The 24,114-nt window shown below is 70.2% G+C and carries 20 protein-coding genes and 1 rRNA gene; 3 read left to right on the plus strand and 18 right to left on the minus strand.

What is annotated here, in order from left to right; translation table 11 throughout:
* Positions 1 to 21 precede the first annotated feature (21 nt).
* The 12 genes from pssA to ABD810_RS25500 form a co-directional block, all read right to left on the minus strand.
* Complete coding sequence (gene pssA / locus ABD810_RS25445; RefSeq protein ID WP_344945356.1) at positions 22 to 861, minus strand: CDP-diacylglycerol--serine O-phosphatidyltransferase; 840 nt, start codon at positions 859 to 861, stop codon at positions 22 to 24.
* Complete coding sequence (locus tag ABD810_RS25450; protein ID WP_344945359.1) at positions 848 to 1,495, minus strand: phosphatidylserine decarboxylase; 648 nt, start codon at positions 1,493 to 1,495, stop codon at positions 848 to 850. The genes pssA and ABD810_RS25450 overlap by 14 nt, the downstream gene beginning before the upstream one ends.
* A 121-nt stretch (positions 1,496 to 1,616) precedes the next feature.
* Positions 1,617 to 2,600 (minus strand): TerC family protein, encoded by a 984-nt coding sequence (locus ABD810_RS25455; protein WP_344945362.1) that lies wholly within the window; start codon positions 2,598 to 2,600, stop codon positions 1,617 to 1,619.
* 246 nt (positions 2,601 to 2,846) lie between these two features.
* Positions 2,847 to 3,956 carry a glycosyltransferase gene (locus tag ABD810_RS25460; protein WP_425566952.1) on the minus strand — a complete coding sequence of 370 codons (1,110 nt, stop codon included), beginning with the start codon at positions 3,954 to 3,956 and terminating at the stop codon, positions 2,847 to 2,849.
* A complete protein-coding gene (gene murJ / locus ABD810_RS25465) occupies positions 3,949 to 5,703 on the minus strand; it encodes a murein biosynthesis integral membrane protein MurJ (protein ID WP_344945367.1) in 1,755 nt (584 codons plus the stop codon). The genes ABD810_RS25460 and murJ overlap by 8 nt, the downstream gene beginning before the upstream one ends.
* Complete coding sequence (locus ABD810_RS25470) at positions 5,700 to 6,578, minus strand: hypothetical protein (protein ID WP_344945370.1); 879 nt, start codon at positions 6,576 to 6,578, stop codon at positions 5,700 to 5,702. Before ABD810_RS25470 ends, murJ begins: the two co-directional genes overlap by 4 nt.
* Before the next feature lie 65 nt (positions 6,579 to 6,643).
* Positions 6,644 to 7,618: a copper transporter gene (locus ABD810_RS25475; protein WP_344945373.1), complete on the minus strand. Its 975-nt coding sequence runs from the start codon at positions 7,616 to 7,618 to the stop codon at positions 6,644 to 6,646.
* Positions 7,615 to 8,811 (minus strand): putative cytokinetic ring protein SteA, encoded by a 1,197-nt coding sequence (gene steA / locus ABD810_RS25480; RefSeq protein ID WP_344945461.1) that lies wholly within the window; start codon positions 8,809 to 8,811, stop codon positions 7,615 to 7,617. Before steA ends, ABD810_RS25475 begins: the two co-directional genes overlap by 4 nt.
* A gap of 165 nt (positions 8,812 to 8,976) precedes the next feature.
* The gene (gene recN / locus ABD810_RS25485) at positions 8,977 to 10,695 is read right to left on the minus strand and encodes a DNA repair protein RecN (protein ID WP_344945376.1); all 1,719 of its coding nucleotides are present in this window, start codon (positions 10,693 to 10,695) and stop codon (positions 8,977 to 8,979) included.
* A gap of 203 nt (positions 10,696 to 10,898) precedes the next feature.
* Entirely contained in the window at positions 10,899 to 11,822 is a 924-nt protein-coding gene (locus tag ABD810_RS25490; RefSeq protein ID WP_344945379.1) for an NAD kinase, read from the minus strand.
* A 26-nt stretch (positions 11,823 to 11,848) separates the two neighbouring features.
* A complete protein-coding gene (locus ABD810_RS25495) occupies positions 11,849 to 12,667 on the minus strand; it encodes a TlyA family RNA methyltransferase (protein ID WP_344945381.1) in 819 nt (272 codons plus the stop codon).
* Positions 12,664 to 12,837: a hypothetical protein gene (locus ABD810_RS25500; protein WP_344945385.1), complete on the minus strand. Its 174-nt coding sequence runs from the start codon at positions 12,835 to 12,837 to the stop codon at positions 12,664 to 12,666. The genes ABD810_RS25495 and ABD810_RS25500 overlap by 4 nt, the downstream gene beginning before the upstream one ends.
* A gap of 291 nt (positions 12,838 to 13,128) precedes the next feature.
* Between ABD810_RS25500 and ABD810_RS25505 the strand changes: the two genes are divergently transcribed.
* Positions 13,129 to 13,476 carry an SCP2 sterol-binding domain-containing protein gene (locus ABD810_RS25505; RefSeq protein WP_344945389.1) on the plus strand — a complete coding sequence of 116 codons (348 nt, stop codon included), beginning with the start codon at positions 13,129 to 13,131 and terminating at the stop codon, positions 13,474 to 13,476.
* Positions 13,477 to 13,708: 232 nt separating this feature from the next.
* Here ABD810_RS25505 and ABD810_RS25510 read toward each other — a convergent pair whose 3' ends face one another.
* Both ABD810_RS25510 and ABD810_RS25515 read right to left on the minus strand, forming a co-directional pair.
* Positions 13,709 to 14,704 (minus strand): HAD-IIA family hydrolase, encoded by a 996-nt coding sequence (locus ABD810_RS25510; protein WP_344945394.1) that lies wholly within the window; start codon positions 14,702 to 14,704, stop codon positions 13,709 to 13,711.
* Between the two features lie 54 nt (positions 14,705 to 14,758).
* A complete protein-coding gene (locus tag ABD810_RS25515; RefSeq protein WP_344945400.1) occupies positions 14,759 to 15,190 on the minus strand; it encodes a tetratricopeptide repeat protein in 432 nt (143 codons plus the stop codon).
* A gap of 114 nt (positions 15,191 to 15,304) precedes the next feature.
* Here ABD810_RS25515 and ABD810_RS25520 point away from each other — a divergent pair, with 114 nt between their 5' ends.
* Complete coding sequence (locus ABD810_RS25520) at positions 15,305 to 16,570, plus strand: DUF1015 family protein (protein ID WP_344945404.1); 1,266 nt, start codon at positions 15,305 to 15,307, stop codon at positions 16,568 to 16,570.
* A 68-nt stretch (positions 16,571 to 16,638) separates the two neighbouring features.
* Here the strand turns inward: ABD810_RS25520 and ABD810_RS25525 are convergent, their stop codons facing one another.
* A complete protein-coding gene (locus tag ABD810_RS25525; RefSeq protein ID WP_344945410.1) occupies positions 16,639 to 17,175 on the minus strand; it encodes a single-stranded DNA-binding protein in 537 nt (178 codons plus the stop codon).
* 284 nt (positions 17,176 to 17,459) lie between these two features.
* On the opposite strand from ABD810_RS25525, the gene ABD810_RS25530 reads away from it, so the two are divergent.
* Positions 17,460 to 18,398: an MBL fold metallo-hydrolase gene (locus tag ABD810_RS25530; protein WP_344945413.1), complete on the plus strand. Its 939-nt coding sequence runs from the start codon at positions 17,460 to 17,462 to the stop codon at positions 18,396 to 18,398.
* A 132-nt stretch (positions 18,399 to 18,530) separates the two neighbouring features.
* Here the strand turns inward: ABD810_RS25530 and ABD810_RS25535 are convergent, their stop codons facing one another.
* The 3 genes from ABD810_RS25535 to rrf all read right to left on the minus strand — a co-directional run bounded on the left by ABD810_RS25535 (position 18,531) and on the right by rrf (position 23,854).
* The gene (locus tag ABD810_RS25535) at positions 18,531 to 19,925 is read right to left on the minus strand and encodes a hypothetical protein (RefSeq protein ID WP_344945416.1); all 1,395 of its coding nucleotides are present in this window, start codon (positions 19,923 to 19,925) and stop codon (positions 18,531 to 18,533) included.
* A gap of 14 nt (positions 19,926 to 19,939) precedes the next feature.
* Positions 19,940 to 21,670, minus strand: a complete 1,731-nt coding sequence (locus tag ABD810_RS25540) for a hypothetical protein (protein WP_344945419.1) — start codon at positions 21,668 to 21,670, stop codon at positions 19,940 to 19,942.
* Positions 21,671 to 23,737: 2,067 nt separating this feature from the next.
* A 5S ribosomal RNA gene (rrf, locus tag ABD810_RS25545) occupies positions 23,738 to 23,854 on the minus strand.
* Positions 23,855 to 24,114 lie beyond the last annotated feature (260 nt).

The following is a 24,114-nucleotide window of genomic DNA, read 5'->3' on the forward strand; positions in this document are numbered from 1 at the left end:
CCGTTTCGCCGTTCTATGGAGCTACCGGATGGCGGTCTCGGTCTCCTTGCGCTCCTTGCGCTGCTCGCGCTTGAACATCAGCACCCGCAGCGGGATCGCCGACACCAGCGCGATCTGCATGGAGGCGCCGATCTGGATGAGCAGGTCGCCACCGGACAGGTCGGCCGCCCAGATGGTCAGGCAGGCGACGTTCACCATGATCCAGGCCAGTACGACGGCCGCGAGGTTGCCCTTGGGCTTGGGGTACTCGATGCGGCTCACCATGAGCCAGGCCACCGCGAAGATTCCGATCACCGTGACGTACGACGGCTCGAACAGCAGCACGATCGACACCACGGTCATGGCGCCCATCGGGATGGGCAGCCCCATGAAGTCGCCGCTCTTGGTCTTCACGCAGGCGAAGCGCGCCAGCCGTACGACACCCGCCACGAGGAGGGAGACGGCGGCGCAGAGCACCACCCACAGCGGGAGCTTGTGGGAGAAGCCCGCCCAGGCGACCACCATGAAGGCGGGGGCGAAGCCGAAGCTGATCACATCGGCGAGGTTGTCGAGCTCGGCTCCCATGGCCGAGGCCCGGAACTTCCTGGCGACCAGGCCGTCGAACAGGTCACAGGTCGCGCCGACCAGAAGCAGCACGATGGCGGTGGCGAAGTAGCGCGGATCCGGACGGAACTCCCCATGAGCCTGCAGTTGGGTGATCGCCGACCACGCCAGCACGCATACGGCCAGGAACCCGCACATCGCGTTGCCCAGGGAAAGGGAGTCGGCGGCGGACAGCCGGAACGCCTTCCCGACCGGTCCTCGTGGTTCTTCGTCCTCGTCCAGGCCCTCCATGGACCAGCCTGCGTCAGCCGCGGTCAATGCGAGTCACTCCTGCCGTCGTCCGCTGCCCCACGCTCACCGCTGGGGCGATCCCCTCTGGAAGGTAGATGTCAACCCGCGAGCCGAACCGGATCAGCCCGATTCGCTCGCCTCGCGAAACCTTGGCACCCATACCGACGTACGGCACGATACGGCGCGCCACGGCTCCCGCGATCTGCACCAACTCGAGGTCGCCCAGCGCGGTGTCGAAACGCCAGACGACCCGCTCGTTCTGGTCGCTGTCCTTGTTGAAGGCGGGCTTGTACCCGCCCGGCATGTGCCGCATCGAGGTCACCGTGCCGTCGAGCGGCGCCCGGTTCACGTGCACGTCGAGCGGGCTCATGAAGATCGCCACACGGATACGGCCGTCGGGCTGAGGGTCGATGCTCTGAACCACGCCGTCGGCGGGGCTCAGCACCGTCCCGGTGCCGAGGTCGCGGTCGGGGTCACGGAAGAACCACAGCATCGCGCCGGTGAGGGCGGTCAGCGGAGCCGCCGCGAGCACCCACGGCCGCGACCGCCGGGCCATCGCCGCCGAGATGGCGGCGGCGGCCACCGTTGGGGCCAGCCAGGGAGATACACCACGTGCCAACCGCACGCGGCGGCGACTGTGGCTTGGCGAATCGTTGGACACGAGGAACCTTTAGGGATGTTTGCGGCCAGAGACCGGTTTGTGACTTGTCGCCGAATGCTACCCATCTCACAGCACTCGCATAGCAATTCGAGACAAGCAAATCGCCTCAAGCACCAATTCGCTACCCCTGGGACACCTCTGCAGGGGCGGTGGCGTCGCCGGCACGCTTGTCGCGCTTGGCCTTGATCAGGCTGGCCACGGTGGTGACCACCATCGTGACGCCGATGACCGAAAGGGAGACCCAGATCGGAACTTGCGGCGCCCAGGAGACATCACTGTCGTGCAAGGCATCCATGATGAGCTTAACCCCGATGAAGCCCAAAATGAACGACAGACCGTAGCTGATGTACACCAAGCGCTGCAACAGCCCGCCCAGCAAGAAGTACAGCTGACGCAGTCCCATCAGGGCGAACGCGTTGGCGGTGAAGACGATGAACGCCTCCTGCGTCAGACCGAAGATGGCCGGGATCGAGTCGAGGGCGAACAGCAGGTCGGTGGTGCCGATGGCCACCATCACGATCAGCATGGGGGTCACCATGCGACGCCCGTTGATCCGGGTGGTGACCTTCGAGCCCACGAAGCCGTCGGTGGTGGGGAAGACCCGCCGCACCACCCGCAACAGCAGGTTCTCCTTGAACTCCTCCTGGTCGTGCCCGCGGATCATGTTGATGGCGGTGTAGAGCAGGAACGCGCCGAACACGTAGAACAACCAGCTGAAACGCTCCAGGGCCGCGGCGCCGACGAGGATGAACACACCGCGCATCACCAGGGCCATCAGGACCCCGACCAGCAGGACCTTGTGCTGGTACAGCTTGGGAACCGCGAAGCGCCCCATGATGATGTAGAAGACGAACAGGTTGTCGACGCTCAGACTGTATTCAGTGAGGTAACCGGCGAGGAACTCACCGGCCTTGTCGGCGCCCTCTACGACGAAGAGCCCGATGCCGAACAAAATGGCGAGCCCGACATAAAAACCGACCCAGAAGCCGGCTTGCCTCATCGTGAACTCGCGTGGTTCACCTCGATCGACGATCCACAGATCGACGGCGAGGACCACCAGCAACCCGCCGATGACCGCCGCCCATGCCCATACGGAAACGTCCAAGACAAACCTCCGGCCCGCGTCAAAGTGCCGGAGGTCTCTCCCGCCCGCGCCACGAAGGCCTCGGACCGGCAGCCCCGGGTACGCCGTAAGGGACGTACCGTGATGACGAGGCTGTCGCGAAGGGATACTCCCCCCCTCAGACGAGGAGTATAGGCGAGCACATAAGCCTCACCTAATCAGCCCTTGAACGACACCGGCGAATTCCCGATCCGGACGGTCCTCGATCGGCTTCCACCGCCCCCTATCTCAGCGTCCGTGGCGGCGGAGCGCCGCGTACACCTCCCGTACGGCCCGGAGCGCGGCCTGCGCGTCCGGCAGCGGGCGCGCCGCCGCGGCGGCGGAGAGGCGACCGGCGAGCGCCGGGTCGGCGAGCAGCCTGGCGATCTCCCCGCGCAGGGCCGCCGCGTCGCCCGGCGGTACCAGGATGGCGGCGTCGCCGACCATGGCGGGGATGCCGCCCACCGCCGTGGAGATGATCGGCCTGCCCGCCCGGAGCGCCTCGTGCACGGACAGCGGCTGTCCCTCCCAGCGGCTCGCGACGACGACGGCGTGGGCCACCTGGAGCAGATCGGCGATGTCCGTGCGATCGCCCAGCAGCCGGACGGGAAGCCCCTCCTCGTCGATCCGCGCCTGCAACTCGCCGCGCAGCGGCCCCTCCCCCGCCACCACGAAGAGGGGGCCGGCGTCGGCCGCGTACGGGCCCCGCGCGGCGTCCAGCAGCGTCTCCAGGCCCTTCTGCTGGGCAAGCCGGGCGATGGTGAGAACGATCGGACGGCCCGCGGCGGCGGGGCCGTCCGATTCCAGCTCGGCGCGGACCTCGGCGGCCGTTCTCCGGGGCGGCCGGAGGGGTGGCGCGGGGACGACCGCGGGCGCGACGCTCCGGGCGCCACGGGCGGTCATCCGCTCCCCCAGATCAGGCGCGACGACCAGCACCTGATCAGCCTTTCTGGCGACGACGCCCTCCAGAACCCGGTAAATCATGCCGATCACGCCTTTGGCGGTCAGCGCGTTGTGCAGGGTGACCACCAGGCCGGTACGGCGACCCGTCAGGGCCAATGCCGTGATCGCTCCCGCTCGCAACCCATGGGCGTGCACGACGTCCGCCCCGGCGACCAGCGTCCTCAGGCGTGCCACCGCACGCAGGTCGCTCACCGGACGCGGCCGGTCGGAGATGGCGACCTCGGCGAAACGGGCGGTGCCGGAGAAGCCGAACGCCTCATCGGTACTCGCGGGACCGGCCACGACGACCTGGAACCCTTCGCCGGTCAGCCCTTCGGCGAGCATCCGCACGTGCCGCCCGACCCCGCCGGCACTGGTCCCGAGCACCAGGACCACGCGCTGTGCCACGTCAGCCATCCCCATCGATCCCTTCACGCGTGTCGTCCCGCCGAGTCTCATCGGGTGCCCGCCGGCCCGCGGCGTCACCCTCCGCGCGGTTCCCCCGCACGCCGGAGATCACCGATGCCAGGTCCCGCCTGTCCACCGCGAACGCGACCCCTGCGGCCACGGCCACCGCCGTCAGACCGGCCACCGCCGCCACGCCCGCGTTGGGGATCGGTCCTTGGACGCTCAGGCGCGTGGTGACCCACAGACCCGCCAGGAAACCGGCACCGCCGCCCAGCACGGCGGTGAGCAGCGCGCGTCCCACGCCGGCCAGCGCCGCCGGGCCCCGGGTACGGGCGACCGCCGCCAGCAGCAGCGCACCGCCGGCCGTCATGCCCGCGGCGCTGCCCAGGGCGAGCCCACCGAGCTTCCACGGGGAAGGAAAGGCCAGCGCGAAGGCGGTCTGCGCGGCCATGACCGTCAGCCAGCCGAGCACCGTGCCGGTGGCCGCCGCCCGGCCCCTTCCGTCGGCGTAGAGCACACGGCTCAGGTGGGCCACCAGGCCGTACCCGATCAGCCCGGGAGCGAACAGCGCGATGGACCTGGCGAGCTCGTCAGCGTGGACGTCGCTGGCCATGCCGTCGACGAACACCGCCGCCACCGGCGCCGCCACGGCCGCGAGCGCGCCGGCCGCGAGCCCGGAGACCAGCACGACGGCCCGGGTGGTCCGCGCGGACAGGGTGGCGAAGCCGTCCGCGTCCGCACGCTCGGCGCGCGCGGAAAGCGCGGGGAACACGCTCGTCGCGATGGGCACCGCCAGCACCGCGTAGGGCACCTGATAGATCGCCCAGGCGTAGTTGTACCCGGCCAGCCCTCCCGCCCCCACCTCCCGGTTGGCGAGCCAGACCACAAGGGCCATGGCCGCCTGCTGGGCGACCAGGGCGCTGAGCCCCGCCACCGCGAGACGGCGGACCCGTACGGCGACGCCTTCGGGGAAACGCAGGGTCGGCCGCAACCGCAGGCCCAGCCGGGAGGACGGGCCCACCACGGTGACCACCAGGGCGAGCACGCCCAGGGTCGTGCCGACGGACAGGGCCAGCTCCGCCGGGCGCGGGACAGCCGACAGCGGGTCCTGCACCCCCGCGCTGAGCGGCACGAAGGCGAGATAGGCGACGATCACCACCAGGCTGGACACCAGGGGGGCCACGGCCGGGCCGGTGAACCGCCGATGGGCCTGCAGCACGCCATAGAGCACGACCGCCAGGCCGTACAGAGGGATCTGCGGCGCGAAGACGACCAGCATGCGGGTCGCGACCGACAGCAGGTCTCCGGTCGCGCACCCCTCCACGTCCCCGGCGAGCAGCCGGATCACCGGGCCGGCGGCCAGCGCCGTGACGACGCTCAGCGGGACGAGCAGCACCAGCACCCAGGTGAGCAGCGCCGAGGTGACCCGCCCGGCCTCGGCCTGAGCGTCGTCCGCGGCCCCGGCCCCAAGGGGCGAAGCCCCACCGGCCGGAGCGGACGCCACGGGGGTGAGCGAGCGGGACGCCGCTCCCGCGAGCACGGGGACGACCATCCCGGCGAGCGCGCCGCCCACCACGACCTCGAAGACGATGTTCGGCACCTGGTTGGCGGTGAAGTAGGCCGTGGCAAGGCAGTTGGTCCCGACCGTACGAGCGAGGACCAACTGTTTGGCGAACCCGACCACCCGCGCCAGGATCGTGATGACCCCGATCAGGACCGCCGCGGCGGCGACGCCCTGGCCGACCCGTTTGATCATGCGGGGCGGCGGCCCAGCATGTCGAGGCGGTGGAGCACCGGGTTGCCGGCGATGACCTTGGTGAAGCTGACCTTCTCTGAGGTGGCGGTGAGCGCCGCCACCACGCCCAGCACGGCCAGGCGGGAAGGACGCCGGAGCCCGGTCACGGCGGCGACCCCGAGCAACGCGCCCAGTGCGTTGGCCCCCGCGTCGCCGAGCATGGCGCGCTCGCCCAGGTCCTCCGGCAGGAGGGCGGCCGCGGCGCCGAGCGGCACGGCCGTGAGGGCCGCACCGGCAGTGGCGCCCTTGGCCAGTGACGCCACGAGCAGGGGCGTGCCGGTCAGCAGCCCGACCTTGATGGCACGGCCGGGACGAAGATCGAACAGGTTCGCCAGGTTGGCGGCGCCGGCGATCACGGCGCCGTCGACCAGGGTGTCCACGGCCCATGCGGCGGGCCCTCCCGCCCGTTGCCGGGGATCGCGGGGCAGCAGAGCCGCGGCCACCAGGCCCGCCGCGCCGATGCCGAGGATCTTCACGGCGCCGCTGGTCACCTCGCCACGCGCCAGGGCGCTCAGATGACCCTTGAACCCCTTGGACGAGGCGCCCCCGTGCAGGTCGTCGTACGCGCCGAGCGCGCCGCCGCCCACTCCGGCGATCAGCGCGGCGGCGCGTACCCGAGCGGGCAGGCCGGGAGCCAGCGCGGCGGCCGCGCCCGCGCCGGCCACGAAGGCGGGCCCCTCCAGCAGGGTGATCGGCTCGCCGCGATGGTTGGTGCGCGTCCAGGTCTTCTCGTCGCCGATCGGCGGGCGCCGGGTGAAGGCGGCGTAGGCGGTACGGGCCGCGACGGCGCCGAGGGCCGCGCCCGCCAGTGCACCGAGCCAGGAGCGATGGGCCACAGCAGATCCCTCTTCGTCAGGAGCGCCCGGCGTGCGGGCCGGGAAACGGTGTCGTCAGGGACAGGTCAGCCGCCCGAGCCCTCGGTGGGGCTGGGGGTGGGCGTGGGAGCCGGCTCGGGGGCCGTGGCATCGGAGCCGAGCCCGTACTGCCCGGCGGCGTCCCCGGCCGCCTGCTCCCGCAGAGCGTAGACCACCACGGCCTGCCCGAAGGCCATATCGACGTTGTCGACGGTGGACACCTTCGTGGAGACCTCGCTGGAGGCGCGCACCGCGGCGATCACGCCCGCGGCGGTCGAGGTGGGCACCACTCCGGCGAGCACGGCGCCCTGGCTGGCCTCGTCCAGCCCCGCGGCCAGCGAGACGACGGCGGAGGTCTGCGCCTCGGCGGTATCCCCCTCGTACGGGGCGGCGGGCGCCACCACCACGGCCAGCGTCGCGCGCTTGCCGGGATCGCCCTCAAGGGTGACCAGGCCGTCGCTCTCGAAAGAGGCGAGCACCCCGGTGGCCGAGGGATTCTCCTTGTCGGCCTGGGCCTCGTCGGGGGTCACGATGGCGCTGGCCAGCACCGCCGCCGCCTTGTCGTACGGCGTGGCGTTCGCGGAGAAGGCCAGCGCACTGGGCTTGGCCGTGGTCGCGAGCTGGTCGACCGCACCGGCCTGGTCGGCGGTGAGGAACTTCTCGGTGATCGTGACCCGCCCGCTGACAAGGGCTCCCGCCGCGGTGAGCACCTGCTCCAGCGGGTCGCGCAGGTTGGAGGCGGCCCCGGGCGCCTCGACGATCACGACGTGCTCGCCGGTCAGGGAACCCTGCACAAGCTGCGGGAGCCGCTCGGCGACGAAGGCGTCACTGGCGCCGCCCCGCGTCCGCAGCAGGCTGGTCTGCGCGCGGAGCTCGTCCTTCTCGACACGCAGCTGGGCGGTGACCCGCTCGGTCGACGCGACCAGTGGTGCGTTCAAGACCGTGCTGCCCAGCACGATGCCCACGGCGAGCGCCAGGAAGATCGCGACGATGGAGACGAGGTGATAGCGGAAATCGATCACGAGAAGAGTCCGACCAACCAGAAGATGAAACCATTCCAGGCGTCCCGAAGTCCGTTCAGCCAGACCTTGCCCATCGGCGAGAACCACAGGACCACGCCCACGGTGAAAAGAGCGGTGGCCACCAGGAGCAGCAGCGAGCCGACCGAGATGCGGCTGCGGTAAAGCTTGCTCACCCCCTTGGCCTCCACGAGCTTGCCGCCGACCCGCAGCCGGGTCAGGAAGGTGCTCGCCATGCCCGACCGGCCCTTGTCGAGGAACTCGACCAGAGTGCCGTGGGTGCCGACCGCCACGATCAGGCTCGCGCCCTTGTCGTCGGCGAGCAGCATCGCGATGTCCTCGCTGGTGCCGGTGGCGGGGAAGATCACGGCCTTCTGGCCCAGCTGCTCGACCCGCTCGAGGCCGGGCGCCCGGCCGTCGCGGTAGGCGTGCACCACAAGCTCGGCTCCGCAGCACAGCACGCGCTCGGACACCGAGTCGAAGTCGCCGACGATGAGATCGGGCAGGTAGCCGGCCTCCATCAGGGCGTCGGCGCCGCCGTCCACGCCGACCAGGACGGGACGGTATTCGCGGATGTAGGGACGGAGGGTGGCCAGGTCCTCCTTGTAGTGGTAGCCGCGCACGACGACCAGGACATGCTTGCCGTCCATGACGGTCTCGATGTCGGGCACGCCCACGCCGTCGATCAGCAGATCGCGCTCGCGGCGGATGTACTCCATGGTGTTCATGGCGAAGTCTTCGATCTGGATCGACAGACCCGCCCTGGCCTCGGCCATCGCGGCCTCGATGCTCTCGGCCGTGACCACCTCGCCCTTGCCGACGAGCTCCTCGTCGAGGTGGATCTGGCCCTCGTGGACGCGGATGAGGTCACCGTCGCGGATGCGGTCGAACACCTCGGGGGTGGCGCCGTCGATGAGCGTCACTCCGGCGTTGACCAGGATCTGGGGGCCGAGGTTCGGATAGCGCCCGCTGATGCTCGCGGCGATGTTGACCACCACCGAGACACCGCACGCGACAAGCGCCTCCGCGCTCACCCGGTCGACGTCGACGTGATCGATGATCGCGATTTCTCCGGGCCTGAGGCGCTTGGTCAACCCCTTGGTCCGCCGATCGATCCTCGCCACTGCCGTCACCCCGGGAAGGTCTGACACCTTCCTGCGGCGGAGGCCCTGAACCTTCAAGGTCGGCACCTTCATCACGAACCATCCTGCCAGAGCGTGCGACCAACAATTGCCCGCATCACGGCGTGTCAGATATGTCACTGTGGCCGGGCCGCGGACACGTAGCCCCGTGGTCATGGGCGTTCTCAACCCCCGATGAATCGCCCGCATGCCCCTGAGCAGGAGCATTACGTCTTATGGTCAGCTCGCCGCCTTGTCGGCGGCCGCGATCGACAACAACTCCTCGGCGTGCGCGCGGCCGAGCTCGGAATCCTCCAGGCCGGCGAGCATGCGCGACAGCTCCCTCGTACGGGCGTCACGGTCGAGCGCGGTGACACCACTGCTGACGACCCGGCCGTCGCTGGCCTTCTCCACGACCAGATGCTGGTCGGCGAAGGCCGCGACCTGCGGCAGGTGGGTCACCACGATGACCTGGGCCGTGCGTGCCAGCCGGGCCAGGCGGCGGCCGATCTCCACCGCGGCCTTGCCGCCCACACCGGCGTCGACCTCGTCGAACACGAAGGTCGGCACCGGGTCGGCACCGGCGAAGACGACCTCGATGGCCAGCATCACCCGGCTGAGCTCGCCGCCGGATGCGCCCTTGGTGAGCGGCAGGGCGGGAGCGCCAGGGTGCGCCGTCATGCGCAGCTCGATCTCGTCGGCCCCGTCGGGTCCGAACTGGCCGCTCGGCGTGAGCACCACGACCACCTCGGCGTGCGGCATGGCGAGCGCGGTCAGCTCGGCGGTCACGGCGGCGCCGAACCGCTCGGCGGCGGCCGTGCGGATGCCGGTGAGCTCGGCCGCGAGCTCGGTGAGCCGCGTCAGCAGCTCGTCGTGCTCGCGTGTGAGCTCGGCGATGCGGTCGTCGTCGCCCGCGAGCTCGGTGACCCGGGCGGCGGCGTCCTTGGCCCAGGCCAGGACGGCCGCGGTGTCGCCCCCGTACTTCCTGGTGAGGCCGTTGACCAGCGCGCGGCGCTCCTGCACCGCGGCCAGCCTGGCGGGGTCGGCGTCCACCGACTCGGCGTAGGCCGCCAGCTCGGTGGCGACGTCGGAGACCAGGTATCCGGCCTCGGCGAGCCGGTCGCCGATGCCCCCCAGCGTCGTGTCGTACGACCTGACGGCCTCCACCACCGACCGGGCCTGCCCCAGCAGTGACACGGCGTCCTGCGCGTCCTGGGCGCCGGCCATGGGATCGCCGAGCAGGGCGGTGTGCGCGGTCACGGCGGCGTTCTTCAACGAGTCGGCGTGCGCGAGGCGCTCCTCCTCCTGCTTGAGCTCGGTCTCCTCGCCCGGCTTGGGGTCGGCCTTCTCGATCTCCTCAAGGCCGAAGCGGAGGTGGTCGGCCTCCTGGGCGCGCTCCCTGGCCTTGGTCGTGAGCTCCTCGAGCGTCTCGCTGACCTCTTTGTGGCGTTTGTAGGCCTGGGTGTAGGCGCGCAGCGGCTTGACCAGTTCCTCGCCCGCGTAGCGGTCGAGAGCGGCGCGCTGCCGGGTGGACTGGAGCAGCCGCTGCTGGTCCATCTGGCCGTGAACGGCCACCAGATCCTCGGCGAGGTAGGTCAGCGTGCCGACCGGCACGGACCTGCCGCCGAGCCACGCCCGCGACCGCCCTTCGGTCGAGACCGACCTGGCGATGATGAGCTCGCCGTCCTCGATGTCGCCGCCGACGTCCTCCACCTGCTGGGCGACCCTGCCACCGGGCTCCACGATCAGGGTGCCCTCGACCATGGCGCGGTCGGCACCAGGCCGGACACGCGTGGGGTCGGCCCGGCCGCCGAACAACAGCCCGAGCCCGGTCACCACCATCGTCTTGCCCGCGCCGGTCTCGCCTGTGACGACGGTGAACCCCGATGAGAGCTTCAGGACCGCCTCATCGATCACCCCGAGCCCTTTGATCCGGACCTCATCGACCCGTGGCCGCACTGGGTCCCTCCCGCCGTTTCGCCGCGCTGCCTCCGATCGGGCACCTCGCCGGACCGTATGGGGGCTTGGCTCGGTCACCTCTCCGTGCGGGTCGATCCTACGCGGAAATCGCCAAGGTTTTCGATGACCGGGGGTTCTCAGCGCCCCTGATCGGGTCTCGCGCGCAGTTCGGCCTTGATCGTTCCCTGCTCTCGCCCATGGTCTTACCTGCCTGCCGCGTAGCCTCGTACGCGTCCCCGCCATCCCTGCACGGGAAGGTCGAACTTCGCCACGAGCCGGTCGGTGAAAGGGGCTCCGGTCGTGTCGGCGTCATGCAGCCGCGCCAGCCGTACGGGCAGCTCGGCGCGTCGCACCTCGACCCGCACACCCGGCGGGAGGTCGATGCGGCGCCTGCCGTCACACCAAAGCACGCCGCCGGGCGTGCCGGGCAGGAGCTCAACGGCCAGTGTCGAGCGCGGGGACACCACCAGAGGGCGCGCGAAGAGCGCGTGAGCGCTGTTGGGCACCAGCAGCAGCGCCTCCACCTCGGGCCAGACGACCGGGCCGCCCGCCGAGAAGGCATAGGCGGTCGAGCCGGTCGGAGTCGCGCAGATCACGCCGTCGCACCCCCACCGCGACAGGGGGCGTCCGTCGATCTCGGCCACGACCTCCAGCATCCGGTCGCGCTTCTCGACGCTCGCCTCGTTGAGGGCCCAGGTGGACGCCAGCACCTCGCCGTTGGCCCGGACCTTCACATCGATGGTCATGCGCTCCTCGACCGTGTAGCGGCCGGTCACGACACGGTCGACGGCCTCGGCGAGGTCGGCCATCTCCGCCTCGGCGAGGAACCCCACATGCCCGAGGTTGACCCCGAGCAGCGGCGTGCCGGCGGGGCGCGCGAGCTCGGCCGCCCGCAGCAGCGTGCCGTCGCCGCCCAGCACGATCAGCACCTCGGCGTCCTCCGCGGCGGCGGGGTTACCCGGCACCACGTCGATGCCCGGGACGCCGATCTCCTCCGCCTCGGGCGCCATGACGCGGACCGTGAAACCCTCCTCGATGAACCGCTGGATCACCAGCCTCGCGCTGTCGACCGCGGGCTCACGCCCGGTGTGGGCGGTGATGAGCACCGTGCGCTTCGCGCTGTCCATGGTCCACTCCGCTCTTCCGGCGGGCACTACTGAGGGCCTTCCACCACGGCACGCTCGATCTCGGCGTCGAGATCGGCGACCGGCTCCGGCCCGGGGCCCTTCCCGAGCCAGATCAGATATTCGACATTGCCCGACGGGCCGGGCAGAGGGCTCGCGGTCACGCCGCGCACCACCAGGCCGAGCGCGGAGGCCGCCGTGGCGACGTCCCGCACCGCTCCGGCCCGCAGCGCGGGATCCCGTACGACGCCGCCCGCCCCCACTCGCTCCTTGCCCACCTCGAACTGCGGTTTCACCAGCATCACGAAGTCGGCCTCCGGCGCGGCGCACCGCGTCAGGGCGGGCAGCACCAGGCGCAGCGAGATGAACGAGAGGTCACCGACGACCAGAGTGGGAGGCTCGCCCACCACCTCGGGGGTGAGGTCGCGGACGTTGACGCGCTCCATGACCGTGACCCGCTCATCGGTGCGCAGCGGCCAGGCGAGCTGGCCGTACCCGACGTCGACCGCGAGGACGTGGGCGACGCCGGCGCGCAGCAGCACGTCGGTGAACCCGCCCGTCGAGGCGCCGGCGTCCAGGCAGCGGCGGCCCTCGACGCTCAGGCCGCGCGGCCCGAACGCCGAGAGCGCGCCGATGAGCTTGTGTGCCCCGCGTGAGACGTAGTCGGGGCCCTCGGCGGCGTCCGTCACCACGATGGCCGAGGCGGTGTCCACCTGGGTCGCCGGCTTGGCCGCCGTGCGCCCGCCCACGCTGACCCGGCCGCCGGAGATCAGATCGGCGGCCTGCTCACGGGAACGCGCCAGACCTCGCCGGACAAGCTCACTGTCGAGACGGATCCGACGGCTCACGGGCGGCCGTCTCCCTGAGCGGGGGACGCGTCCCCCACCGAGGCCAGGGTCGCCTCCAGCCCGCTCAGCACTTCCTCGAACACCGCGACGTGCTCCCCTACGGGAACGTCGCCGAGGCCGCTCAGGCGTGCCAGGACGGCCGCCACCCGGGCCTCGCCGCTCTCCGTCATGCGCCCTCTCCACCCGCCTGTGTCATCATCTCGACGGTCTCACGTCTGTGTACGACCGATGTGTCACCCTTGGTCACGGCACGGATCGCGGCCATGATTGGGGTGATCGCGCGCCAGGTGACCGCCGCATACATGATGGTCGTAGACCTTGACCGTATAGGAAGCGGCCGACCGTACGATGCTCTTCGCTCCCCAGGCTGCGCCCGCGTGCCGGATTTCGCGTAGTACTCAAGTGGAACGCTACCTTCCGAATGTCAAACGAGCTCCGACGGATGAGAAGGGGTACCACGCATGGCGACCGTCGACGAGTGCCGGGCGGCGCTGGACAAGCTCGCCGAGCAGTTCGGCGAGCTTGATCAGGAGACTCGCACGAGGCACGTGGTGGACAGACGCCTCAGCTGCCGGATCACCGACCTGGACGTGACGTTCTACGGCCGGATCCATCACGACGGCCTCGAGGCGTTCACCGACCTGCCTCCAGTGGACGGGCGTCCCGCCGAGGTGCGCATCCGGATCTCCAGCGACGACCTGCTCTCCATGGTGAACGGCGATCTCGACATGGCGCGGGCCCTGCTCAGCGGACGCGTGAAGATCGACGCCAGCCTCGGCGACCTCCTCCGCCTCCGCAAACTCCTCTGAGACGGGACACCACGGGGGCGGGGTCGCGAACTCCTCTGGAGACGGGACACCACGAGGGAGCCGGATCGCGAACTCCTCAGAGACAAGACACCACGAGGGGGCCGGATCGCGAACTCCTCTGGAGACGGGACACCACGAAGGGGCCGGATCGCGAACTCCTCTGGAGACGGGACACCACGAAGGGGCCGGATCGCGAGCACCTCAGAGACGGGACACCACGAGGGAGCGGGGGTCAGGGTTTGAGGGTTTCCATGGCTTCCTTGAGGTCGTCCTCGTCCGCGCGGCCGTCTCCGGCGTGGGCCCAGGCCGCGGCGCACGCCACGCGGAGCCCGTCGAGGACGTCACCGCCTCCCGTCAGACGCAGGCGGCCCGCGTCCCACCGCGCGGTCCAGCCCTCCCTGGTCCATTCGTCGCCGCTGGCCTCGACCGGCGCGGGCGGCAGGTGGATCGCGGACACGTCCGCGGCGATGTACGTGGGCCGGTGCTCGGGTGGGGCGGTGAGCAGGTCGAGCGGGCCGGTGACGCCGCTCAGCACGAGCAGGCTGTCGACCCCCGCCCGCGTGGCCGCCTCGACGTCGGTGTCCAGCCGGTCTCCCACGATCAGCGGACGCTCCGCTCCCGTGCGCAGCACCGACTCCCGGTGCAGCGGCGGCTCGGGCTTGCCCGCCGAGACGGGCTCCACCCCGGTGGCGGTGGCGATGACACGGGTCATCGACCCGTTGCCGGGCAACACGCCGCGATTGGTCGGCATGGTCGTGTCCCCGTTCGCGGCGACGAACCAGGCGCCCTGCCGGACGGCGAGCGCACCCTCGCACAGCAGGCCGTAAGAGAGATCGGGCGCGATCCCCTGCACGACGGCCGCTGGATTGTCCTTCGCCGTCGTCACGGGACGTAGCCCGTGGGCTCGCAGGGCGACACGCAGCCCCATCCCCCCGACCACCAGCACGGCCGAGCCGGGCGGGACCCGCTCGGCGATCAGGCGGGCGGCGGCCTGCGCGGAGGTCACGACGTCCTCGGGCGTGGCCGGCACGCCGATCGAGACGAGATGCTCCGCGATCGCCGCAGGGGTTCTCGAAGCGTTGTTGGTGACGTAAGCGAGCCGCACTCCGGTGTCGTGCGCGCGGGTGAGCGCCTCAGGGGCTCCCTTCACGGCTACACGGCCCAGATAGACGACCCCGTCGAGATCGAGCAGCAGGGTGTCGTAGCGGTCGATCAGTCCAGTCTCCATGCACCCACTATTTCCGATAAAGGGAGGAACTCTTGACGTAAGGCAGAATCAACGTCACGCCTGCCTCGCTTGCAATGTAGCTTTGACCTGCTTTAATGCGGAAACATAATCGCGAAGGTCTGGACGCATCGCCACCGCTATGGTCAAGGGCTCCTGCGCCGCCTCCATGTCGCCGGTGCGCCACAGCGCCATGCCCAGGCCGAAATAGGCGTAGTCCTCGGTCGGATTGGCCGCCACGATCCACCGGAAGCTGTCGGCGGCGTCCTCGTAGCGACGTGAGTTGAACTGTGCTCTGGCGAGCGCCTCCCGGATGCTGCGTGACTCCGGCTCCGCATCCGCGGCCCGCGCCAGGATCGCCGCCGCCGCGGCCGGGCTGCCGTCCTTCAGCAGCTTTACACCCCGCTGGAACCATTCGTAGACATCGCCCGCGGGAGCGTTGGGCTCGTAATCGGGGGATTCAGACTGGCCGCTTCGTCCCTGTGCCATCTTTCGAGGCCTCCTTCTGACGACAACTCATCCCGGCTTCCTGACGAGCCGGGCAGCGCTACGACGTCGGGGCTGTCTCTAAGCGACTCAGGCCTTTATGGCACCATGCCCGGTATGGCCATTCCTGAACTGCCGTCGCCTGACGGACTGGTGCTCCACCCATTCCGCGGTGTGCGCTTCGCAGTCGACGATCTGGCGGCAGTCACCTCCCCACCGTACGACCTCATCTCGCAAGAAGACGTCCAGGACCTCCTGGACGCCCACTCCAACAACGTGGTACGTCTCATCCTTCCCGGCGTCGACCAGCATCGATACGCCGAGGCCCGCGAGACCTTGCTGTCATGGCTCAACTCCGGCGTGCTCGTCATCGATGATCTTCCTGCTCTTTACGTCTACGAGCAGAGCGGCCCCGGCGTACTGCTGCGCGGCCTCATCGGCGACCTCGGCCTCTCCGATCCGGATAAGCGCATCGTGCTGCCCCATGAGAATGTCATGCCCGGCACCGTGGCCGATCGTCTCGCGCTCATGCGGACCACCGAAAGCAACCTCGAACCCATTTTCCTGCTGTACGAAGGCAATGGTGGCGCCACCTCACGCCTGGTGGACGAGGTGGCCACGACACGGACGCCTCTGGTGGACGTGCGCACGGACGACGGCATCGCGCACCGCCTGTGGACCCTCACCGACCCCGCGGAGCTCGACGCCGTGGCGTCCGATCTTTACGGGCACCGGGCGCTCATCGCCGACGGCCACCACCGGTACGCCACCTACCTCGCCCTGCAGCGGGACTACCACGCCCAGGGGCGCGGCCCCGGGCCGTGGGACTACGGTCTGGCGCTCCTCGTGGACTCGAAGGCCTACCCGCCCGAGCTCAAGGCGATCCACCGGGTCATCCCCGGACTTCCTCTGCAGGAGGCGGCGGCACGGGCCAAGGGAGCCTGGCAGGTGCACGACTTCCCCCACGTGGACGAGGCGCTCAAGGCTCTCGCCTCGACGGTCGGCCCGGCGTTCGTGCTGGCCGGGAACGGCCCGAGCCATCTGCTCACCGACCCCGACCCGGTCCAGGTGGACCATGCGATGCCCCCGTCGCGATCGGCGCGGTGGAAGTCGCTGGTCACCTCGATCTTGTCGGAGTTCCTCCTGCCGAAGGTCTGGGGCATGCACGACGACGAGCAATCGGTGCGGATCGTGCACCACGACCCCGCTCTGGCGATCAGGATGGCCCGCGACCAGTCGGGCACGGCGGTGATCGTGCCGGCGCTGACCGTGGAGGACGTGCTCGCCATCGCCGCGGGGGGCGAGCAGGTACCCCGCAAATCCACATCGTTCGGCCCAAAACCCCGCACCGGCCTCGTCCTCCGAACCTTCGCCACCGGCTGACCACTCAACCCACCACTCCCCACGGGAATTCGGTCCGTTGCTCCGAACCCTCGCCACCGGCCGACCACTCAACCCACCACTCCCCACGGCAATTCGGTCCGTCGCTCCGAACCCTCGCCACCGGCTGACCCTCCAGCCCAAGGCTCACCCTCTCGGGAGCTCGGTGCGTTGGTCAGAACAGCCGTCGGGTCTCCCTCGGCCGGGTGGATGGGCTCTCTGGTGGTCCCTGCGGGCGGGTCGATGGTCTCCCCCGGCTGTTCGGCGCTCTCGCCGGCGGCGAGGGAGGCCCGCCCGGGCTCCAGCAGGCTCGCGTGGTGGACCTCGACCTCGTACGTGCTCGTGCCTCCGCCCACTCCGGCCCAGAACCGCTGGTGCAGCGCTCCCTGGACTTTGACCACGTCGTCGACCCGCCACTGGGCCACCCGGGCACCGATCTCTGGATCGAAGGTGACGCAGGCGATGCCGTCGGCCTTCTTCCCGCTGGGGTGCTCAGGCGGCCGGCGCACGGCAAGCCCCCACATGGTCATCACGTCGCCGCTCGGCAGCTCCTTGTCCTTCGGCGGCCTGGACAGCCGCCCGACCAGCGTCACCTCGTTGCGATGCATGGGATCCCCTTCCTGAGCCGTGGACGGGGCCCATTGTCGGACGGCGTCCCGGCACCCCGAGGATCCGAAGACCATTCTGTGGACAACCCACGGCGGGCTAAGCGGGCCACCCCCCATCGGCGCCGGCCGGTCTACGCCTGTTCCGGATCACCGGGGCCGCGTGGAGCGAGGGCCCGGTGCGAGCGCCCGTGGCGCGCCCGTGGCGCGCCCGTGGCCCTGCCATTCTTGGTGCCCTACGCTCGTCAGCGAACGCGGTTCGGACTCAGGGACCAAGGGAGTGACCTGTGGACAACGTCACACCGCTCGGCGGCGACGTCTACGAGATCGACACACGGATGGCCGGATATTCCGGAGTCACCGCCGGCTATCTGATCCTGGGTGACCGGCCCTGCCTCGTCGAGACGGGCACCTCCACGTCCGCGCCGGTGGTGCGCGACGCTCTCACCTCGCTAGGAGTCGGCCCGGAGGACCTCGCCACGGTGGTGGTCACGCACATCCACCTCGACCACGCCGGAGGCGTCGGCGACATCGCCGGTTACTACCCGTCCGCGGAGATCGTGGTACACGAGAAGGGCGCGCGGCACCTCGCCGATCCCTCGCGCCTCATGGCCAGCGCCCGCATGGTCTGGGGCGACAAGCTGGACAGCCTCTTCGGGTCCCTGGCTCCGACCGACGCGGCGCGCATCCGGGCGCTGGGCGACACCGGCTCGGTGGACCTCGGGGGTGGGCGCGAGCTCGCCAGCCACTACTCTCCCGGGCACGCCAAGCACCACGTCGGCCTGCTCGACTCCGCCACAGGAGACCTGTACGTCGGCGACGCGGCCGGGGTGTACCTTCCTGAGACCGGCGACCTGCGCCCCGCCACCCCGCCGCCGGACTTCGATCTCCAGACGGCACTCGACTCGGTGGCGCTGTTCGGCGCTCTCGGCCCTCAGCGGCTGCTCTTCAGCCACTACGGGCCCGTTGCCGACGTGGCCACGACGCTGGAGCGCTCGGCCGATGAGCTCCGGGTCTGGGTCGACCTGACCCGGCAGGCCCACTCCGAAGGGATGGACCTCGACCACGCGGTGGCGATGGTGCGGGAAAAGACCCGCGAACGTTACTCCGCGATGGCCTCCGAGAACGAGGAGACCGCGGAGCGCTTCGAGCTGCTCAGCGGCGCGCCGTCGAACGTGAGCGGCATCATGCATTGGCTTGACCGGACCAAGGCTCGCAACCCGTGACCATGCCACGCCGAATTCCAATTCATATACATATGCATAGGATCGATCCGACGTGGGAACGATGGGTGGCGGGCGCCGCACGCCTTCACGTTAGGCGGCGCCCACCACCCCTCGTCAGCCTCGCTTGACGCCTCAGGCGTCGCGCTTGTGCGGCCTGTCGCCCTCGACGTCGTCGTCCTCGAGAACATCCCCCTGAATCGCCCCTGCCGAAACACCGAAGTCGGGCTCGATGAAAGCGGGGGCCATCCCGGGCTCCAACCGTGTGGTCTTCAGCTCGGGCTTGGCCACCGGAGCCGCAGGCGAACCGCCTTCATCCGCGGTACCGGCAGCGGCAGCAACTTCCGGTGTGGCACTGAAACCGGGCCCGGCCGTGAAACCAGGGTCCGCCTTGAGTCCAGGACCGGCCGCCGCGGCGAGGTCGTCATCGTCGTCCTGCTCGGACGGCACGTTCGGGGCTCGTACGCCACGCACGCTCGCCGCCGCGGGCTCGGCACCGGCCGCGATGGCCGGCTCTTCCGCGATCACCCCGCCTTGGCCCTCGCGGGTCACGGCCGTGTCGGGCTTCGGCTCATCGCCGACCACCCCGGCGTCGCCTGACTCCGGCTCATCGAGAACCAGCCCCTGGGCCTGCGGGTCATCGGGGGTCGGCGTCGCGTCGCCGGATCGCGTCTCATCGAGGAGCACCCCGGTGTCGCCTGAACCCTCGTTCTCGCCGGTCAGCGGGGCGTCGCCGGGCTCGGCATCGTCGCCGGGCTCGGCATCGTCGCCGGGCTCGGCATCGTCGCCGGGCGCCGCGTCCTCGCCGATCGGCTCCGAGCCGTCCGCTTCGGGCGGTTCCGTGCCGTCGGCCTCCGGGGTTTCGTCACGCCGGCGTGCCGGGGCGACCGCCACGTCGATGTCGTCGTCATCGAGATCGACGGGGAAGTCCTCGCCATCCTCGCCGTCACCCTCTTCGAGGTCTTCGATGATCGAGCCGGTGAGCTCGGCGTACCGCTCGGCCGCCTCGGTCTCACCGTTCTCGTCGAACATCATGGCGCGCTCGAACCAGTCGGCCGCCGCGCTCTCGTGACCCGCCTCGGCCAGAGCGTCGGCGTAGGCGAAGGCGAGGCGAGCCGACCAGGGGTGAGGCTCCTGATTGCGCAGCTCGGGCACCCTCTGCAAGGTGATGACGGCCGCGTCGTGCTGTCCGAGGTCGCGTCTGGCCCCCGACTCGACGATGGCCAGCTCGATACGGCCCGCACGGTCGAGACGCTCGGCCTCGCGGGAACGGACCAGATCGAGCGCACGCTCGGGACGCCCCAGGCCGCGCTCGCAGTCGGCCATGATAGGCAGGAACTCGTCCGACCCGGTCATCCTCCGCGCCGCCCGCAGGTCGCTGAGGGCCTCGGCGTAGTGCCCCGCCCGGTAGGCGGCCAGGCCCACGGCCTCGCGGATGACTCCGATGCGCGCCGCGAACCGCCGTGCGACCTTGGCGTGCTCGTAGGCGAGCGTGGCGTCGTCGTCTCCCAGCGCACGCTCGGCAGCCACCAGGTGACAGGCGATCAGGTTCGCAAGGTCGTTGGGGAGGGAGCGCAGCTCGTCGCGTATGTCCTTCTCCAGCTCATCGGGCGTGATGTCGGCCGCGAGCTCAGGCAGCGCGGCACGCTCCTCGCGGGGAGCGCGATCCCTGTCACCTTCGAACGGACGGCCACCATCGCGGCCGTACCGTGCACGCGAGCCCGCGCTGTCGGAATGGGGTGCGCCGCTCCGGGAGTCGCGGGATCCGTATCCCTCTCTCTCACGGTGCCCGAACGAACGGCCCTGGCCGCCAGACGGGCGGTCCCCACGCGGGCCTCGGTCGTCGCGACCCTCACGGCTGAACGGGCGGGGTCCCGATGCGGCCCGGTCGTCGCGCTGGAAGGGGCGGCTCCCGCCCTCGCCACGGTCGTCACGGGGCTGAGAGCGATCGTCGCGGTACGGGGGCGCGCCGGCTCCACCACGGTCGCCACCGCGGTCGTCGCGTCCTTCACGGCTGAACGGACGCGGGCCCGATCCCCTGTCATCCCGCTGGAACGGACGACCCTCACGGCTGTCGCGGTTGAAGGGACGACCACCACGATCGTCACGGCCGGAAGGGCGACCACCACGGTCATCGCGGTCACGCCAGCCGGAGGAACCCACTGGGCGGCCCGCTCCCCGGTCCCCAGGACCGGACTCCGGACGGGCGCCCTCACGGGAGGGACGCTCACCACCCGCGCTGTACGAGCCGCCACGAGGACCGGAGGAGCCCCGATCGTCACGGTTGAACGAACGACGCTCACCTGATCCACCGCGGTCGTCACGGTTGAACGGACGACGCTCACCCGAACCACCGCGATCATCACGGTTGAACGGACGACGCTCACCCGAACCACCGCGATCATCACGGTTGAACGGACGACGCTCACCCGAACCACCGCGATCATCACGGTTGAACGAACGGCCGCCGCTCCGGTCGTCACGGTTGAACGGGGGACGAGCACCGGCACCGCCACGGTCGTCTCGACCCTCGCGGCCGAACGAGCGATCGCCCGAGCCACCGCGATCGTCGCGGTTGTACGGACGGCTCTCGCGATCGCCACGGTCGTCGCGGTTGTACGGGCGCGCACCTGGGCCACCTCGGTCACCCCGGCCTTCACCGCCGAAGGAACGCGGGCCCGAGGTCCCGCGGTCATCGCGCCGGAACGGACGTCCTCCACGGTCGCCAGGCCCGGATGGCCGCCCGCCGCGATCATCGCGATCACGCCAGCCGGAGGAACCCCCCGACCCGCTTTCCCGCCGGTCGCCACCAGAGCCACTCCGGGCGTCACGGCCATAGGGACGGTCGCCACCAGAGCCAGCCCGCGCGTCCCGACCGTACGGACGGTCACCGCCTGAACCACTCCGGGCGTCACGGCCATAGGGACGGTCGCCACCAGAGCCAGCCCGCGCGTCACGGCCATACGGACGGTCACCGCCTGAACCACTCCGGGCATCCCGGCCGAAGGAGCGGTTCGGACGCTCGCCGCGGTCGTCGCGACCCGCGCCGGGAGCGCCTTGACCCTCACGGTCGGCTGGGCGGCCACCACCACGGTTTTCGCGCTGGAACGGACGTCCTCCACGAGAATCGCGGTCGCGGGACCCGTACGGGCCAGCGGGACGGCCCTCGCGCCGCTCGCCGTATCGCGGACCGTCGCCTGGGCGTCCCTCGCCACCGCCGCTGGCACGGTCGGCAGCACTTGGCCGACCGCTGCTGCCGCCCTCGGAGCGGTCACTGCGGGACCCTGCGGGATCCCCGCCCGAGCGACCACCATCTTCGGGGCGGCCCAAGTCCTCACGTCCGTTATCTCTGTTCACTTCTGTCCTTCGTTGCTCGCTCACCGCGTCCACCGTGATCCGCGTTGTCTTCATCACGCCGACCATGTGCGGAGGGGACGGTCCATCCGGCCGCGGGGCTCAGGCCCGTTCACTCTGTCGCTGCGCCCTGGGCGCCTCACGCGACAAAGGCCACCCGTGGTGGGGTGGCCCGGCCCCTCCAGCCTAGCAAGGCCCCGAACCCAACGGGACGCGCCGACTGCTACGGGTTTCATGCTGCGCTTACGGGCTGACCTTTACCCGTCCCGATCGTCTGTCCGGCCGTCTCGTTCCGCTGGGGCCTGTGCGGCGGCGTGGTCACGGTCAGGGCTGGAATGGCCTCAGCTTTTATTGGTGAGAAGACGGCAAGAACCGAATGGAAAGACGGCCGGCCCGAATGGCCCCGGCTCACCCACCCACCCCCGGTTGCCCGCCGTAGCACGGCGCCGGGTTGCGTCGCGTATCGGCGCCGCGACACACGATCGGGGCGCTGGAGGTGATCTGCGTCGGCAGCCGGTCGACCGAGTACTAGCGGGCATGTTGCTGTGGATTGGTTCGGTGAGAATGGGCCCCGGCTCACCCGCCCGCCCCGGGTTGCTCGCCGTAGCACGGCGCCGGATTCACCGCCCCGCTTCCCACTGCGTCGGCGCCGCAATCCACGATCCGGGCACTGAACGAAATCTGTTGTAGCCCCCAGCGACGTGGCCCTCTTCAGGTCCGTGCTCGCGATCGTTCCTGGTCGCGAAGGGCTTGCCGCCGACAGCCCCCGTCACCGATAACACTTCTCAACCGGCGCCCGGTGGGCCTTTAGTCCGCGCCTATGCGGCGGGAGGCGGGGCGGCGAATCCGGTGCCGTGCTACGGCGGGCAACCGGGGTGGGTGGGTGAGCCTGGGCCCATTCTCTCCGACCATTCCACGTTCATACCGCCACGAGTTCATGCTGCGCTACGGGCACTGACCGTTGTCCGTCCCCATCGTCTGTCCGGCCATCTTGCCGACTAGATCAGTACGTTGGCGTGGTTAGGGACAAGCCTGGATTGGCGTGAGTCCTTGGTGGGAGGACGGCAAGACCGAGGAGAAGGACGGCCGGCCAGAATGGGCCCCGACTCGCCCACCCACCCCCCGGTCCCCACCGCGCATCGGCACAACCTTCACCGCGTGCCGCCTCCCGTCGCTTCGACGCCACAACACAACACCCGAGCACCCAAGGTGATCTGCGCCTGTCCCCTCGACTCCACCACCAAGACCTCACCTCAATCCAGCCCTGTGGCCACCCAGCTCTGTGGCCCTCTTCAGGTTCCGTGCTCGCGATCGTGTCTAGTCACGAAAGGCTCGCCGCCGGCGGTCCCGTCACCGATGGGACTTCCCAAACAGCGCCCGGTGGGACTTCTCAACCGGCGCCAGGTAGACCTATTAGCCGGCGCCGATGCGGCGGGAAGCGGGGCGGTGAATTCGGCGCCGTTTACGGCGGGCAACCGGGGGTGGGTGGGTGAGCCGGGGCCCATTCTCGCCGAACCATTCCATGGGTTCCTCACCAACCCATTCCATGGGTTCATGCTCGCTGAGGCTCAGTCGACGGGCCCCGGGTGCGGATTACCGCCGGTGCCAGGGTGGTGTGGTGCGGCGCCGACGCGGCGGGAAGCGGGGCGGTGAATCCGGCGCCGTGCTACGGCGGGCGACCTGGGCGGGTGGGTGAGCCGGGGCCCCTTCTCGCCGGGCCTTGTTGATCCATTGCTCACCACTGCCAGCGGGAGCCTGCCGGCTTCCGGGTGGGGTGGTTGGACGCCAGCCATTGAGGCCGTGTCAAAAAGATGACGACGAACCGTGGCAAGCCGCGGCCAACGACAAGGTGCTCGGCGGACACGACGAGAGGGACCTGGACGGTGAAGAAGAGGTCCGGGAACGCAGAAAAGGTCTGGAACGCAGAAAAGCCATCCACGTGTGTGGATGGCTTTCCTGGGTGCACCCCCGTAGGGGTGCGAATGATTGTCCGGCGGTGTCCTACTCTCCCACACCGTCCCCGGTGCAGTACCATCGGCGCTGAAAGGCTTAACTTCCGGGTTCGGAATGTAACCGGGTGTTTCCCTTTCGCTATGACCGCCGTAACCCCTCGAAACACACAAACCAGGCACAGGGCCAGAGTTTGCTGTCTCTGAGATCACATAGTGGACGCGAGCAACACGCTGTTCTTGCAGGACCATATCGTGATGGCCGTGGCGGCGCCTGCACCCGGGACCCGGCGAAGAGAACCGGGGCGGCAGCACACCACCACACACAAAACCCATGACCCCACAAGCCCAACACTTAGCTTTGTGGTCAAGTCCTCGGCCTATTAGTACCGGTCAGCTCCACACCTTACGATGCT

It is taken from the genome of Sphaerisporangium flaviroseum (assembly GCF_039537005.1).
Classification (GTDB): Bacteria; Actinomycetota; Actinomycetes; order Streptosporangiales; family Streptosporangiaceae; genus Sphaerisporangium; species Sphaerisporangium flaviroseum.